Below are 15,384 nucleotides of genomic sequence, written 5' to 3' on the forward strand. Positions count from 1 at the left end.
TCCCAAAAGAGTTCCAAAGTGTATACATTTTGGAACTCTTTTGGGACGCACAAAAATACGATGCCGCCGAATATAGTCTCAATGCGACGTCTTTGTATTTTACGTGCTTAGCTAATGGTAATAGCCGTTTTTATCGCAGCGAAGATTTCTTAGAAATCGTTGAAGAAGCTGGTTTTACCGTTGTAACTCGAACAGATAACATAGGCTTGGGTCATACGTTACTAGAGTTAACGGTCGAATAATTAAAACAATAGATGAATGGCAGTACTAAAGTCATGAGAAGAATAGCAACACAAGTAGCGATTATCGGTGCTGGGCCATCAGGCTCAATTGCAGCCGCACTTTTACATGCACAGGGTATCGACGTAAAAGTGATCGAGAAAAGCGTATTCCCTCGCTTTTCTATTGGTGAAAGCTTATTACCTGCTTGTATGGAAGTAATTGAAAAGGCGGGGATGACTCAAGCTGTTATCAAGGCTGGCTTTCAATTTAAAGATGGTGCAGCTTTTCGCAAAGGCGCTCACTACACAACGTTTGATTTCCAAGACAAGTATTCCTCTGGGCCTGGTACCACATACCAAGTTCAACGAGGTGCTTTTGATCATGTGCTTGCTAATGAAGCGAGTAAGCAAGGGGTTGAAATTAGTTATCAGCATCAATTGCTTGATATCAAACTGACGGACTCACATTCGCTTTTACGTGTAGAGGAAGAAAGCGGTGATGAGTACGAAATTGAAGCAGAATACGTACTTGATGCTAGTGGGTTTGCTCGAGTACTACCTAAGATGCTTGATTTAGAAGAGCCATCTTGTCTGCCTCCTCGTAAAGCGATATTTACTCACATCACCGATAATATTGAAAATCTTGATTCAGCCATTTCGTACGATCGAGATAAAATCCTTATCTCCGTTCACCCTACAAATCCCGATGTTTGGTTTTGGCTGATCCCTTTTAGTAATGGGACAGCTTCGTTTGGTGTGGTAGGTGAGCCTGATTTTTTTGAAGGTTACTCAAGCGATAACCGTGAGGCTTTGATACAGATAGCTTCAGAAGAGCTAACTTTAGCAAAGCTATTGAGCCAGGCTGAGTATAATAATCAAGTCGGTGAAATTGGTGGTTACTCGGCGAATGTAAAACACTTGGCAACAGAGCGTTATGCTCTGCTTGGTAATGCGGGTGAATTTCTAGATCCTGTATTTTCTTCTGGAGTCACGATTGCCATGAAGTCGGCTGAATTCGCTGTTGATTGCGTGATAAAGCAATTGTCGGGGAATAAAGTTGATTGGCAGAAAGAGTATGCTCAGCCATTAATGGTGGGTGTTGATACTTTCAGAACTTATGTGGAAGGTTGGTATTCTCAAAAGTTACAAGACGTGATTTTTTACGAGAACCCAAATCCTCAAATCAAGCAAATGGTCTGCTCTATWCTGGCGGGCTACGCATGGGATGAAACTAATCCCTATGTGAAAGAGTCTCGACGCCGGTTGGCAACGCTTGCAGAAATATGTAAAGGATAGTTTTAGCTATGTAGAAATAGTCGAGAAATCGGCTATTTCTACATATTTACTCAAACTCTACGTTTTTAATTAAATCGCTATTTCAAATCGATGCTATTCAGTCGGCCCATAAAAATGAGTAACTGGATGTTGTCTTTGTAAGCGTCTAAAAGAGCTCGTTTTGTTTGTGAATATGCGGCGAGTTTGCCATGCTTTTTAATGGAGCATACTTTTGTCCGATACTTATATTTTCCGTCTTCATCAAACACTCGCCATTTTGCAATGTAACATTCGTCACGATGATCGGGATCGGCCAAAGTCGGATTTGGTTTGAAAACAATTTTGGGTTCTAGGCTGTGTGGAAGGCGAGTCATTAAATAGGGCTCCTTTAGCACTCTATTCCAAAACTTCCCCCACATCTCTTTACCTAATTCATTGCGCATTTTGAGCGCTTTTTTAAGAGCGTTTTCTTCACCCATTTTCACAAAACCGACAGAGCGATGTAATACAGTATCGTCGGGTGTGTGAATATGAATCTTGTAGGCGGTTTTGCCTTTAGAAATAAATCGGTGGCCAGTGCTACCGATCAAATTATTTTGGCTCATATGTGATTAACTAATATTTTTGTTAATAATAGACTACGACAAATTGCTAAAAACGGAAAGGTTACTTACTGCTTATCCATCGTTAAGTATAGCGTGAAGTCTCAAATTTTCCTGAGCGGCAGTATCTTGTCTTGTTTAGATGGAAAGTAGATCTCTAAAATCAAAAAGGCCTAGTGACTATGCACTAGGCCTTTCGTTTTTGATGACGATATTAATTTACAGTATTTTGTGCATAACATCACCTATCTGGATACTACCCATTAGACTTGGTTGGTCCGAAACCAGCTCTGCTTCATTCTCGTAGACTCGGGAAACGGTAAGCGTAATGTCACTTTGCGAGACTTTGTTACGTGGTAAACCATTTTGATCAATGAATGAACCCGTGTGCCAAAGTTGAAGTTTATCGCCTTCTTGAACCCCATGCATTCGACCAAGACTCATGGTGATCGTGTTACCGAATATCGCTGATACTTCTGGTAGAGTTATTTTACAAGAAACCTCTGACTCCAAATCTAGCATTATGTTGCGGCTCACTCGTAGCAACATTGTGCCGTACGTTGATGCCCAGAAACGAGCACTACGTGTATCAACTTCACTGGTTCTTGGAAAAGGCCACATGGCGACTTCACGATAAGAACGGTTGTACACCTCATGTCCGGTTTTTCCGTCGTATACTTGCATTTCTAGTGCGAATTGACGGTTGGTGATGTCGTCTCTTAGTGTACGGCTTTCAATTGTTGCAGTAAGATCGGTAATCACACCATCTATGATGTACTGTGCTCCAGTATCTTGAGCAATCATTTTTAACACTTCTGGTTGACGCTTATCTATCTCATAGTCAGTTGTACCGACAGAAACAAAGCTCCGAGACTGTTGAGAAAGTTGGCGGTTTACCACATGGCTAAAATCGTCACCTAACTTATAGACTCTCCCCATTACCGCTTGTTGAGGAGAGGCAATATCAATATTACCCACCAAAAACGTTTTCTTATATTGGTCTACATGGCAACCATTTGCCGAAGGATAGATATCGATCTTCGCTCTGATCATCATATTGCCGTCTCGAGTCTTCTGTTCTTCGATCAATATGTATCGCACTTCATGATTAGTAAATTGATATTCTTTACGCTCTTCTTCAAGTAGGGGAGCGATATTACTTATGCTGCCGATATCTGCGCCAGAAAATTGAACCGCTTTATACAGCGCATCTTCCAAAGCGTGCAGCCTTGCCGCTTTTTCTGAAGAAACAATTGCGGCAACGCCCGTGACCTCATACCAAGACGCACTTGCCTTAGATGGCAAGAGGATGATTAAAGTAGTTGAAACTAATAGAGAAAATATTTTTTTCATTGGTCGTTACCATTTGGGTATAAATATTGCTTATGTTTTGTAAGCTGATTTAGGTGCTGCTGTTTCTTTATGACAGATAATAAATAGCAAAGACCGTTCCAACATTGTAATGCATTGACAAGTTTAATGTAGAGAACAAGTTAGCAACGGGCACTTAATACTATCTGGAGATTAGTACAATGAAAAAATTGTTTATTGCGGTGACGGTGATGTTACTTACATCATGTGCGTATTCACCCATTTATAACGGCAAAACTGAATATGCGGGTAGTCAGTTTATGCTGATGGATAGCCCAAGGCATACAATGGACTTCTTCGTTGAAAGTATGACGGAAGATCTGATGATCTCGAATACGAGTGTGTCAGCGCGTACACCCATTGCTGTGACTTCCTTTGTGGATTTGCAGAATATGGATGCAACCAACTGGTTGGGTAACTCTGTATCTGAAGGTTTTATTCATCAATTCCAACGTCGTGGTTTTAAAGTTGTAGATTTTAAAACAACCGGTTCGATACAAGTGACACATCAAGGTGACTTTGCATTAAGCCGAGACTGGAAAGACCTCGCACAGCAGCAGGATGTGCAATATGTATTAACAGGTACTATGCTGCGTCAAGAAGGTGGTGTTCTAGTCAATGCTCGCGTGGTTGGTATGCAAACACGTATCGTTGTTGCGACGGCACAAGGTTTCTTGCCTGCTGACCGTATTGGTCGCGATTTAGATACCTTGAATAGCATTCGCACACAAGATGGCGTTATTATTCGTTCAGACCCAACCATAACTCAACCTTACACGGTTATTCTTCGTCCTTAGGAGCTCAATATATGAAGAAGGTAATATTTGTTTTAGCGGCCTTGCTTCTTGTCGGATGTCAGCCACTGCAAACAATGAGAGCTGACGACTTTTTAGTAGCGGTTGGTTATGCAAGTATTAGTGAGCAATCTGGGCGCAACGATGAAGAGAAGCGCATTCGTGCAATGCGTGCATCTAAAATTGATGCATACCGCGAGTTAGCCGAGCAAGTCTATGGTATGCGAGTGAGCGGACGTGCTGCGTTAGAAGATCAACGCCTAGGTAAAGAGCTGACGTCTGGTGCGGTTGATGGTGTGATTCGTGGTGCTGAAGTGGTAAGAAGTTATCCAGTTGGCGATAGCTATGTAACTGAGTTGCAGTTAGATATCCAAAAAATGGAAAAACTTCGTAATTACGGTGAAGTTCAGCAAGTACCTGACAAAAGACAGCAAACACTCTTTTAATCGTGAGAATAATCTCCAGATAATGTTTCGATATTAGAACTATTTCTTACGATAGGAATGTTGTTACTTGATGAGTGCAATATTTAGATATTAGAAAACGCCACAGGGCATTGAGACTGTGGCGTTTTTTTGTATCTGAATGAATTATTTAGCGTTCATTGGCAAGCTAGTATGTGGCATTCGAATTAACAGCTGGGGAAGTTATTTTATGAGGATTAAGCTTTAATGTTGGTTCCCAGCGTCGAAACAGTATGAGTTTGACCACCGGCATTGTAGGTCATCCCAATTTTTCCGTGACTTTGCTGCATCAGGTTATTTAGTTTGTTAAAGCTTAATTGAGCGCGATTAAGGGCTTCACCATTAACAAGGTTTGCTTGCTGGCAGTCATGAATGATTGACTGAATCTGAGATACGATTTTTTTTAACTCTGGATCATCAGCGAGTTCACTGACGTTGGAGTGAGAGCCTATACGCTGATCGGTCTGATTAAGTAGATTAATCACTTCCATCTTTTGTTTCGCAAGTTGCTCGATTTCGACAGAATTACGGCTAGTGATGGCTTTTTTTTCAGCATCGAGTAGTTCAGTCAAAGACTGAGCGTTTTGATGTTGGAAATTCACTAGATCAACTAACGCGGCCATAATAAAACCTGTCTACCTATCTTAACTTTACGAATTTAAGCCTAGAGGCCTTTAAGTTCGTCTTCGAACTTAATCATGTTGTCTGCAAGCTTTTCTGGATCAACAGTGTATGACCCATTAGCGATTGCTTCTTTAATCGCAGCGACCTTTAGGCTATCAAAACTTGGTTGTGAAGCCATATCTTGGTGCAATTGGCCAATGGCTTTACTTTGCTGGCTAAGAGACACTGCGTCTTTGTTGGTTGGGGATTTAGCTGCAGTATCTGAACGAGATGCTTGAGTGTTTGAATCGGTACGAGCAGAACTACGACTGGTCGTCGTTAAGTTTTGTCCTGAACGTATGTTGTCAATGCCTGCCATATAAAAGCCTTATCTACAAAAATGGGAACCTGTACAGTCGATATCGACCCGAGGCTCAAATACTTTAATCTTTTTTCAGCTAAAAATTTAATCGAACTGCTCAATAAAAATACCATTCATGGTTCGAACATTCTAGGCTCTATCTCGTTTGAACGCTAGAATACTAGAAGTAGACAGTAACTTCYGAAATTCCTGTTACGATTCCTTCAATTATACGCTTAGACTTGTCATTTTTCACCCTTACCTGATCACCAGCGGCGCCATCAGTCAGTGCTGTACCTTTTGTTGTTATGGTCATCCCGCCTTTTACTGCTTGAATTACCACCTTTTCATTGCGGCAAACGACACATACATCGCCTCTTTCGACGACATCACCAGGGCGAATATTTCGTTTGGCTTTCGAACCTATGACTTGTTCTATACGTGAGAAGCCTTCACGACGAAATCGTTTCAATTCAATCATGGTCATTGCAACGTCATATTGCCCTATGATTTCACCGCGGATTATAGATCGATTAACCGTGACTAAAGGTACAGACATTGAGAGGCGAACGGGTACATAAACACGCCATTCATCCGGAATACATTGAACAAGAACGGTGATACTACTTCTGGTTGCTTTAGTGGTAGAAGCGCTTGTTTCTAAAGGAATAGGGCAATCAGTTGCTTTGATGCGAGAATCGATGTTTGCGGCAGTAATAACGAGCTCACCGCCAAGAGGTTGCTCTACAGTATCCAGTATATGCTGCTCTGCCGCGGCACGGATCACATCCACTTGTTCTGAAGTCGCTGCATCAGCAAAAAAACTAAACAAAATTACTAAAATGCCGATAGACTTAGCAAAAGTTTTATAGAAAGCTCTACACTTAGTTATGGAAAAAGGATGTAGAGTTGAATTATAATACATCATTCTGTTTCTCTGGTGGTTCGTAGCCTGTAGTAGACTAACACTTTTTCTCAGAAAAGTTTGATATGGAGATGAGCTTATGTCGGGTATTCTTGATTCGGTGAATCAGCGTACGCAACTCGTCGGTCAAAACCGATTAGAATTATTAACCTTTCGCCTAATGGGGCGTCAGCGCTACGGCATCAACGTTTTTAAAGTAAAAGAAGTATTACAGTGTCCTAAACTGACACTTATGCCGAATCTACACCGTTTAGTTAAAGGTGTTGCGCACATTCGTGGCCAAACGGTTTCTGTGATCGATTTGAGTTTAGCGGTTGGTGGACGTCCTACAACGGATATTGATAAGTGTTTTGTTGTTATTGCTGAGTTTAACCGAACGATACAAGCTTTCTTGGTGAGTTCAGTTGACCGTATTGTGAACATGCACTGGGAAGCTATTCTTCCGCCACCTGATGGTTCTGGTAAAGAAAACTACCTAACCGCAGTGACTAACATCGACAACGAGCTTGTAGAAATACTCGACGTAGAAAAGATATTGGCAGAAATCTCTCCAGTTGATGAAACCATGGATGCATCTATCGGTGAGTCAATCGCGCAAGTGGAAGCAGAAAAAGAAATCGTTCGCCGCATTTTAATCGCAGATGATTCGRCGGTTGCACGTAAACAAGTTCAGCGTGCAATTGAATCGATTGGTTTTGAAGTTGTTTCCGCGAAAGACGGCAAAGAAGCGTACGAAAAGCTGGTGGAGATGGCAGGAGAAGGTAGCATCTATGACCAAATTTCTTTGGTTATTTCAGATATCGAAATGCCTGAGATGGATGGCTATACTCTAACTGCAGAAATCAGACGCCATGCAGAACTTAAAGATTTGTACGTAATTTTACACTCGTCACTCAGTGGTGTATTTAACCAAGCAATGGTTGAGCGTGTAGGGGCTAACTCCTTTATCGCGAAATTCAATCCAGACGAGCTTGGTGCAGCAGTTAAAGCTGCGTTAACCTAACTAAAAGAGACATTAATGACTGCTATAACAATAAGTGATCAAGAGTATCGCGATTTCAGCCGTTTCTTAGAATCTCAGTGTGGCATTGTATTGGGTGATAGTAAGCAATACCTAGTGCGTAGCCGCTTAAGCCCTTTGGTAACGAAGTTTAATCTAGCTTCTTTATCTGATCTGCTAAGAGATGTGGTAACAGGAAGAAACCGCGAGTTGCGAGTTGCAGCTGTAGACGCAATGACGACAAACGAGACACTWTGGTTCCGAGATACTTACCCGTTTGCAGTGCTTGCAGATAAGCTATTACCGGAAATAGCGGCAAATAAGCGCCCAATTAAAATTTGGTCGGCAGCGAGTTCATCTGGTCAAGAACCTTACTCGATGGCGATGACAGTTCTAGAAACTCAGTCTCGCAAACCTGGCATGTTATCGAATGTGTCTATTACCGCTACGGATATTTCAGCGAGTATGCTGGATATGTGTCGAGCTGGTGTATACGACAACCTTGCATTGGGTCGTGGACTTTCTCCTGAACGTCGTCGCACTTTCTTTGAAGACGCTGGTGATGGTCGCATGCAGGTCAAAACTAATGTGAAGCGCATGGTTAACTTTAGGCCTCAAAACCTGATGGACAGTTACGCGCTACTCGGCAAGTTCGATATCATTTTTTGCCGTAACGTATTGATTTACTTTTCACCTGATATGAAATCTAAAGTACTTAATCAAATGGCAAACAGTTTGAACCCTGGCGGTTACTTATTGCTGGGTGCTTCAGAGTCTTTAACTGGGCTTACTGACCGATTTGAAATGGTGCGCTGTAATCCAGGCATTATTTATAAGCTAAAATAGCATGTAGATTAAAAGACGAAACCCAGCCTTGTGCTGGGTTTTCTTTTTTGTGCATWTCGATATATCTTTAAGCAAGAGTGACATTCCAATCTACTCTAACTTTTGGCTTGTATATTGCAGGTCATAATTAATGAAATTGAAGCAATTATTGAATATCGGTTGATGTATTGAAAGTTGGTATGAAGATTGCTTTGTTTATTTTACGAAAGTCAGTTCTTGAGTTGAGGTTTACATGGCTATTTCTTTTGACAGTGCATTAGGCATTCACCAACACACAGTTGGTGTACGTGAGCGCAACGCTGAGGTGATATCTACCAATATCGCGCAAGCCAACACGCCAGGCTATAAGTCAAAGGGAATGGACTTCCAGAAATCACTGCAAGCGGCAAGTTCGGGGGCAAGCATTGGTCTTAGTCGTACCGACGGTCGGCATATTTCTGCCTCTACGAATGTGACAGGGGAAAGCATGTATCGTATCCCTACACAACCTGATACTGGAGATGGCAATACGGTGGATTTGGATTTGGAAAGAAACTTATTCATGCAAAACCAAATTAGACACCAAGCGTCGCTGGACTTCTTAGGAAGTAAATTTAAGAACTTAACGAAAGCAATTAAAGGGGAATAATTAGATGAGCTTATTTAATGTATTCAATGTGACTGGTTCTGCTATGAGCGCTGAGTCTATTCGTCTAAATACAACCTCTTCAAACCTAGCAAATGCAGACAGCGTAAGTAGCTCAGCTGAAGAGACTTACAAAGCCCGCCATGCAGTGTTTGGTGCTGAGTTAAACAAAGCGCGTTACAACGGTGACCATACCGTGCCAGTTAAAGTATTAGGGATTGTAGAAAGTGATAAGCCATTGAGCGCTGAATACAACCCTGATCACCCATTAGCAAACGATGAAGGCTACATCTATAAGCCTAACGTCAATGTAATGGAAGAAATGGCAAATATGATTTCTGCATCACGTGCGTATCAAACAAACGTACAAGTGGCAGACTCAAGTAAACAAATGCTGCTGCGTACGCTGCAGATGGGTCAATAGGGATAAGGGGGTAGCATATGGCCGGAATCAATAATGTTGGTCAAAGCGGCTTGTCCTATGTTGATCAGCTTAAGAGTCTACAAGACGGCGCTAAGAAGCCTGATGAAACAACAGGTAAACAAGATCTTAAACAAGAAGACTTTTTATCGTTGTTAACTAAGCAATTAGCTCAGCAAGACCCTTTTAAGCCGGTTAGCAACGACCAAATGATTGCGCAAATGGCTTCATTTGCGACTGTAGATGGCATCGGAAAAATGAATACACAGTTTGAAAGCTTGAATTCATCGATGACATCTAACCAAGCATTACAGGCCTCTTCGTTAGTTGGTCGTGATGTGTTGGTTCCTGGAGCTGCAGGTATCAAGCAAGCAGACGCTGGAATGGCGGCAATGGTCAAGCTTCCTCAATCATTGGATAACTTAATTGTCCGCGTTGAGAATGAAGCTGGTCAATTAGTTCGAACTTTAGATGTTGGCGCTAAAGCTGCTGGTGATACCCGTGTTGAATGGGACGGAAAAGATGAAAACGGTAATCCATTGCCGGCTGGCAAATACAACGTGAAAGCGGCGGGTTTGTTGGATGGAGAGAGTGCAGAGTTCCCAGTTTCGACTTACGCGAACGTGAACAGTGTGCTTCTTGGTAAAGGTGATGGCAACGTACTGCTCAATCTAGCTGGTTTTACATCGCCAGTTCGACTTGCTGAAGTACTGGAAGTTGGCAAGGCGTAGCTCTCTATTGAGTCGTTACACTAGCTAGATTAGGAGAATTTTGGAATGTCTTATGTATCTTTAAGCGGTTTATCCGCAGCTCAGTTAGATCTGAACACAACCAGTAATAACATTGCGAACGCGAACACATATGGCTTTAAAGAGTCTCGTGCCGAGTTTGGTGATGTTTATTCTAACTCTTTATTTACTAACGCGAAAACCACTGCTGGTGGCGGTGCACAAGCAAGTAAAGTTGCTCAACAATTCCACGAAGGTTCGAGTATTTATACGAACAACCCGATGGATTTACGTGTGAGTGGTACAGGCTTCTTTGCTGTATCTAAAGACCGAATGGTTCCTGAGATCAATGAGTTAACTCGTAATGGTGCATTCCACCTGAACAAAGATAACTACATGGTTACTAGTAATGATGAGTTTCTTTTGGGCTACGATGTCGATCCTGAAAGTGGTGAAGTTCTGTCTTACGCTCCTAAGCCATTAGATATTCCAGCTGAGTTTGGTAAGCCAAAACCAACAGAAAACATTGATGTAGGCGTTAACTTACCGGCTAACGGTGACCTTAAAGACCCTGCTTTGTTCAACTTTGATGATTCGGATACTTATAATCGAGCGACTTCTTCGACGGTTTACGATTCTATGGGTCAGTCTTACAAGTTAACAACGTATTACCTGAAAGATTCAACACAGCCAAATACGTGGCAAACGTACTACACCATGACTGATGATACAGGTGAGAAACCTCTAAACATCACCGGTGGTGACGCGACGAATGCGACAGGCCATGTTGGACATACGATGAAGTTCAATAATGACGGTACTCTTGCTAGTTTAAACAATGGTCAACCTATTGTTTCAGACCCGTTAGGCGCTGGTACACCGCCAATTAATCTTAACGGTGCAGATGTAACGCAAACGCTGAACTTTAAACTTGATTCTTCGACTCAATTTGCGGCCCCGTTTGAATTAACTAAATTCGACGAAGATGGCGCAACGGTTGGCTTCCTAACTAAAATCGACTTTGACGAATACGGTAGCGTATTAGGCACATACTCAAATGGTGAAAATGTCACTTTGGGTCGTGTAGGTCTGGTACGTGTTCCAAATGAGCAAGGCTTAGATAAGAAAGGTGGAACTCAGTGGGATTCTACCAATGACTCTGGCGATAAGATCTGGGGTGAATCGAATAAAGGTTCTTTTGGTAGTATCAACAATGGCTCGTTGGAGCAAGCAAACATTGATATGACCCAAGAGTTGGTTGACTTGATTTCTGCCCAACGTAACTTCCAAGCGAACTCTCGTTCTTTAGAAGTACACAACCAGTTACAACAAAATATTCTTCAGATTCGTTAATAGCGGCCTGAAACAAAGAACTTGCTGTACCGTTTATTACCTTATTAGGGGAATAAACGGTACCAGTTTTTCGATTATAACGATGCTGAATGGTTTTGCCGCTCTGGCTTGCCACATTGAATTGCCGCAAAGGCAATGTTGATTATATTTTCTCCTCTAAACTCCACGATCTAAAGTTTAATTTCCCCAACCTTTTGATAATTAACGCATTTTAAATTATGGCACACCAATTGCTTTAATGTACTTCAGAAGATGTTTTTTTGGAGCAAATTATGGATCGTGCACTGTTTCTTGCCATGAGTGGCGCAAAGCAAAATATGCAAGCTTTGCAGCTACGTGCAAACAACCTAGCTAACGTAAGTACTACAGGTTTCCGTGCCGATTTAGCACAAGCACGTTCGATGCAAGCGTATGGTGAAGGCATGCCAACACGCGTATTCAGCATGACAGAACGCCCTGGCCATAATTTCTCTCAAGGTAGTGTTGTAACCACAGGTCGAGACCTAGATGTCACTGTTGAAGGTGACGGCTGGATTTCTGTTATGGATAAAACTGGCCAAGAAGGTCTTACTCGTAACGGTAACCTGAAAATTGACCAAAATGGCCTATTAAGCAATGGCAGTGGTCATTTAGTCCTTGGTGATAACGGTGCTCCAATCACATTACCAATCCCTGTGAGTAAAGTAGAAATCGGTAACGACGGTACTATTTCTGTGTTACCGCAAGGTGCTCCAGCGGAAGAACTTGAGATTGCAGGTCGAATCAAACTCGTTCGCCCAGACAATCAAACATTATTTAAAGATACGAATGGTTTATTCCGTTCAAAAGATCCAGAACAGGCATACGAAGCAGATGCTGCCGTTAAGCTTTTAACTGGCGCAATCGAAGGCAGTAACGTTAATGCCGTAGGTGAAATGACCAGCCTGATTGACTTACAACGTCAATTTGAAATGCAGGTCAAGATGATGAAAACAGCAGAAGATCTTGATAAAGCTTCTGATTCACTGCTTCGTATGAGCTAACGATTTTTTAAGGGGATTGCTATGCATCCAGCATTATGGGTAAGTAAAACTGGTTTAGATGCCCAACAAACCAACATATCGACGATTTCAAATAACCTTGCCAACGCCTCAACCATTGGTTTTAAAAAGAGCCGTGCAGTATTTGAAGATTTGTTTTATCAAAATATTAACCAGCCTGGAGGCCAGTCATCTCAGAATACTGAGCTTCCTAGTGGTTTGATGTTAGGTGCAGGTTCTAAAGTTGTAGCAAGCCAAAAAGTTCACACACATGGTAATGCTCAAACTACGACTAACAGCCTAGATATGATGGTGGAAGGCGATGGCTTTTTCCAAATAGAAATGCCAGATGGCAACATTGGTTACAGTCGTAACGGCCAATTCACTTTGAATGGTGACGGCCAAATCGTAACGTCTGGACAAGGCTACCGCTTGGAACCTGAAATTGTGATTCCGGATGACTCTGTGTCCGTCACTGTTGGTAATGACGGTGAAGTGTCGGTTCGTATGCGTGGTGAACAAAACAGTGTTGTAGTGGGTCAAATCACGATTACTGACTTTGTGAACCCAGGTGGCTTAGAGCCTATTGGTCAGAACTTGTACCTACCGACTGGCGCAAGTGGTGACCCACAAGAAGGTGTTCCGGGGATCGATGGTTTAGGTAGTATCCGCCAGTCCATGTTGGAAACCTCTAACGTTAACGTAACAGAAGAGTTGGTGAACATGATCGAAGCACAGCGTGTTTACGAAATGAACTCTAAAGTTATCTCATCTGTCGATAAGATGATGAGCTTCGTTAACCAACAGCTATAACCCATAGCTTGTCTACTGAGAGAATATGTCAATGAAACGAATATTTTGTTTAGCACTGATTGCTTCGATGACTGGTTGTACAATGCTAGATCCAATCGAAACGCCTGATGTTACCAATGCGACGACGGTTGTCGATGCTGTTGAAGGTGATAAGTCAGCAGAAGAAAGTTCTGGCATTGTGGACACTCTACGTGGGCGAACTGACCCAATTGCTGGTGATCCTGCATGGGCGCCAATTAACCCGATACAGAAACCTGAGCATTATGCAGCTGCAACGGGATCTCTATTCAATGTGAACCACATTGGCAGTATGTACGATGACTCGAAACCACGTGGTATCGGTGACATTATCACTGTTACCCTAGATGAAAGCACGCGTGCGACTAAAAAAGCTAACGCTGACATGTCGAAATCGAACGATGCGTCAATGGAGCCGTTACAAGTTGGTGGTCAAGAGCTGAATATTGATAAATACAATTTCTCTTACGATCTAAGTAACACTAATACGTTTGCTGGTGATGCTTCAGCCAACCAGAGCAACAGCATTAGCGGTTATATTACAGTGGAAGTGATTGAAGTTTTAGCGAATGGAAACTTAGTGGTACGTGGTGAGAAGTGGATGACATTTAACACTGGTGATGAATATATCCGCTTAAGTGGCAGCATTCGCCCTGACGATATTGACTTCGATAACACCATTGCTTCAAACCGTGTATCTAATGCTCGAATCCAATATTCTGGCACCGGCGTACAACAAGATATGCAAGAGCCTGGATTCTTGGCACGATTCTTTAATGTAGCTTTATAGCAATGACGCTAACGTCGATGAATTGACGTTAGCCCTTAAGATTTATACAAGGTCACGACTATGAAAAAGCTAACACTCTTACTACTCGGCATGATATTCCTTGCCACTAGCGCGCACGCTGCTCGTATCAAAGATGTGGCTAAAGTTGCCGGTGTACGTAGTAACCAATTAGTCGGCTACGGTCTTGTAACTGGTTTACCGGGAACGGGTGAAACAACTCCCTTTACCGATCAAAGCTTTAACGCAATGCTACAAAATTTTGGTATTCAGCTCCCACCTGGTACTAAGCCTAAAACAAAAAATGTAGCGGCAGTTATTGTTACTGCTGAAATGCCCKCCTTTTCAAAACAAGGTCAAACTGTTGATGTAACGGTTTCTTCTATTGGTGCTGCCAAAAGCTTACGTGGCGGAACATTACTGCAAACTTTCTTAAAAGGTCTTGATGGGCAAGTTTATGCCGTTGCTCAAGGCAACTTAGTTGTGAGTGGTTTTAGTGCTTCAGGTGCGGATGGTTCAAAAATTGTTGGCAWCAACCCAAATGTTGGCTTGATCTCAAGCGGTGCGACTGTTGAACAAGAAATTCCTTCTCCATTTGGTCGTGGAGATTACATCACGTTTAATCTTATCGAATCGGATTTTACAACGGCCCAGCGATTAGCTGATGCTGTGAATAATTTTCTTGGCCCACAAATGGCATCTGCTGTCGATGCGACATCAGTTCGTATTCGAGCTCCACGTGAAATAAGCCAGCGTGTTGCTTTCTTATCTGCAATCGAAAATGTGGAATTTGATCCTGCTGAAGGTTCAGCAAAAATCATTGTTAACTCACGTACTGGTACCATTGTTGTCGGCAAGCATGTTCGTTTGAAAGCCGCTGCAGTGACACACGGTGGTATGACTGTAGCAATCAAAGAAAACTTGAATGTAAGCCAACCGAATGCATTCGGTGGTGGAGAAACTGTCGTTGTTCCTGATACTGATATTGAAGTGACAGAAGGTGACGGTAAGATGTTTAAGTTTGAACCTGGCCTTACCCTTGATGATCTAGTTCGTGCGGTAAATGAGGTTGGCGCTGCACCTTCTGATCTGATGGCCATTCTTCAAGCCTTAAAACAAGCCGGCGCCATTGAAGGCCAACTGATCATTATTTAGGAG

Annotated in this window: 18 protein-coding genes and 1 pseudogene; 14 read left to right on the forward strand and 5 right to left on the reverse strand. The window is 42.4% G+C overall.

The window, feature by feature from the left end; all coding sequences use genetic code 11:
- A pseudogene (locus L4C33_RS12710) lies at nt 1-242 on the forward strand (SAM-dependent methyltransferase); the annotation flags it as partial.
- 33 nt (nt 243-275) lie between these two features.
- Nucleotides 276-1,517, forward strand: a complete 1,242-nt coding sequence (locus tag L4C33_RS12715) for an NAD(P)/FAD-dependent oxidoreductase (RefSeq protein WP_428812798.1) — start codon at nt 276-278, stop codon at nt 1,515-1,517.
- 77 nt (nt 1,518-1,594) lie between these two features.
- On the opposite strand, the gene L4C33_RS12720 is transcribed toward L4C33_RS12715, so the two are convergent.
- Both L4C33_RS12720 and L4C33_RS12725 read right to left on the reverse strand, forming a co-directional pair.
- Nucleotides 1,595-2,101 carry a Fe3+-citrate ABC transporter substrate-binding protein gene (locus tag L4C33_RS12720; RefSeq protein WP_428812799.1) on the reverse strand — a complete coding sequence of 169 codons (507 nt, stop codon included), beginning with the start codon at nt 2,099-2,101 and terminating at the stop codon, nt 1,595-1,597.
- A 216-nt stretch (nt 2,102-2,317) separates the two neighbouring features.
- On the reverse strand, nt 2,318-3,451 hold the full coding sequence (locus L4C33_RS12725; RefSeq protein WP_428812800.1) for a flagellar assembly protein FlgT: 1,134 nt from the start codon (nt 3,449-3,451) through the stop codon (nt 2,318-2,320).
- Nucleotides 3,452-3,630: 179 nt separating this feature from the next.
- On the opposite strand from L4C33_RS12725, the gene L4C33_RS12730 reads away from it, so the two are divergent.
- Entirely contained in the window at nt 3,631-4,266 is a 636-nt protein-coding gene (locus L4C33_RS12730) for a FlgO family outer membrane protein (protein WP_428812801.1), read from the forward strand.
- A gap of 11 nt (nt 4,267-4,277) precedes the next feature.
- On the forward strand, nt 4,278-4,709 hold the full coding sequence (gene flgP, locus L4C33_RS12735) for a flagellar assembly lipoprotein FlgP (RefSeq protein WP_428812802.1): 432 nt from the start codon (nt 4,278-4,280) through the stop codon (nt 4,707-4,709).
- Between the two features lie 215 nt (nt 4,710-4,924).
- Here the strand turns inward: flgP and L4C33_RS12740 are convergent, their stop codons facing one another.
- The 3 genes from L4C33_RS12740 to flgA all read right to left on the reverse strand — a co-directional run bounded on the left by L4C33_RS12740 (nt 4,925) and on the right by flgA (nt 6,619).
- Nucleotides 4,925-5,350 carry a flagella synthesis protein FlgN gene (locus L4C33_RS12740; protein WP_428812803.1) on the reverse strand — a complete coding sequence of 142 codons (426 nt, stop codon included), beginning with the start codon at nt 5,348-5,350 and terminating at the stop codon, nt 4,925-4,927.
- A gap of 41 nt (nt 5,351-5,391) precedes the next feature.
- The gene (gene flgM, locus L4C33_RS12745) at nt 5,392-5,709 is read right to left on the reverse strand and encodes a flagellar biosynthesis anti-sigma factor FlgM (protein ID WP_428812804.1); all 318 of its coding nucleotides are present in this window, start codon (nt 5,707-5,709) and stop codon (nt 5,392-5,394) included.
- Between the two features lie 163 nt (nt 5,710-5,872).
- Nucleotides 5,873-6,619, reverse strand: a complete 747-nt coding sequence (gene flgA, locus L4C33_RS12750; protein ID WP_428812805.1) for a flagellar basal body P-ring formation chaperone FlgA — start codon at nt 6,617-6,619, stop codon at nt 5,873-5,875.
- A 76-nt stretch (nt 6,620-6,695) separates the two neighbouring features.
- On the opposite strand from flgA, the gene L4C33_RS12755 reads away from it, so the two are divergent.
- The 10 genes from L4C33_RS12755 (at nt 6,696) to L4C33_RS12800 (ending at nt 15,381) form a co-directional block, all read left to right on the forward strand.
- On the forward strand, nt 6,696-7,619 hold the full coding sequence (locus L4C33_RS12755; RefSeq protein WP_428812806.1) for a chemotaxis protein CheV: 924 nt from the start codon (nt 6,696-6,698) through the stop codon (nt 7,617-7,619).
- A 15-nt stretch (nt 7,620-7,634) separates the two neighbouring features.
- On the forward strand, nt 7,635-8,462 hold the full coding sequence (locus L4C33_RS12760) for a protein-glutamate O-methyltransferase (RefSeq protein ID WP_428812807.1): 828 nt from the start codon (nt 7,635-7,637) through the stop codon (nt 8,460-8,462).
- A 232-nt stretch (nt 8,463-8,694) separates the two neighbouring features.
- Nucleotides 8,695-9,090 carry a flagellar basal body rod protein FlgB gene (gene flgB, locus L4C33_RS12765; RefSeq protein WP_428812808.1) on the forward strand — a complete coding sequence of 132 codons (396 nt, stop codon included), beginning with the start codon at nt 8,695-8,697 and terminating at the stop codon, nt 9,088-9,090.
- 4 nt (nt 9,091-9,094) lie between these two features.
- On the forward strand, nt 9,095-9,511 hold the full coding sequence (flgC, locus tag L4C33_RS12770) for a flagellar basal body rod protein FlgC (RefSeq protein ID WP_428812809.1): 417 nt from the start codon (nt 9,095-9,097) through the stop codon (nt 9,509-9,511).
- Between the two features lie 17 nt (nt 9,512-9,528).
- On the forward strand, nt 9,529-10,239 hold the full coding sequence (gene flgD / locus L4C33_RS12775; RefSeq protein WP_428812810.1) for a flagellar hook assembly protein FlgD: 711 nt from the start codon (nt 9,529-9,531) through the stop codon (nt 10,237-10,239).
- 45 nt (nt 10,240-10,284) lie between these two features.
- A complete protein-coding gene (gene flgE, locus L4C33_RS12780) occupies nt 10,285-11,589 on the forward strand; it encodes a flagellar hook protein FlgE (RefSeq protein WP_428812811.1) in 1,305 nt (434 codons plus the stop codon).
- A 272-nt stretch (nt 11,590-11,861) separates the two neighbouring features.
- Nucleotides 11,862-12,611: a flagellar basal-body rod protein FlgF gene (flgF, locus tag L4C33_RS12785; RefSeq protein ID WP_428812812.1), complete on the forward strand. Its 750-nt coding sequence runs from the start codon at nt 11,862-11,864 to the stop codon at nt 12,609-12,611.
- Nucleotides 12,612-12,632: 21 nt separating this feature from the next.
- Nucleotides 12,633-13,421, forward strand: coding sequence for a flagellar basal-body rod protein FlgG (gene flgG / locus L4C33_RS12790; RefSeq protein ID WP_428812813.1), 789 nt, complete (start codon nt 12,633-12,635; stop codon nt 13,419-13,421).
- Between the two features lie 31 nt (nt 13,422-13,452).
- Nucleotides 13,453-14,229 carry a flagellar basal body L-ring protein FlgH gene (gene flgH / locus L4C33_RS12795; RefSeq protein ID WP_428812814.1) on the forward strand — a complete coding sequence of 259 codons (777 nt, stop codon included), beginning with the start codon at nt 13,453-13,455 and terminating at the stop codon, nt 14,227-14,229.
- A 60-nt stretch (nt 14,230-14,289) separates the two neighbouring features.
- Nucleotides 14,290-15,381: a flagellar basal body P-ring protein FlgI gene (locus L4C33_RS12800; protein ID WP_428812815.1), complete on the forward strand. Its 1,092-nt coding sequence runs from the start codon at nt 14,290-14,292 to the stop codon at nt 15,379-15,381.
- Nucleotides 15,382-15,384 lie beyond the last annotated feature (3 nt).

This window comes from Vibrio makurazakiensis (genome assembly GCF_050337375.1).
GTDB classification, from domain to species: domain Bacteria; phylum Pseudomonadota; class Gammaproteobacteria; order Enterobacterales; family Vibrionaceae; genus Vibrio; species Vibrio makurazakiensis.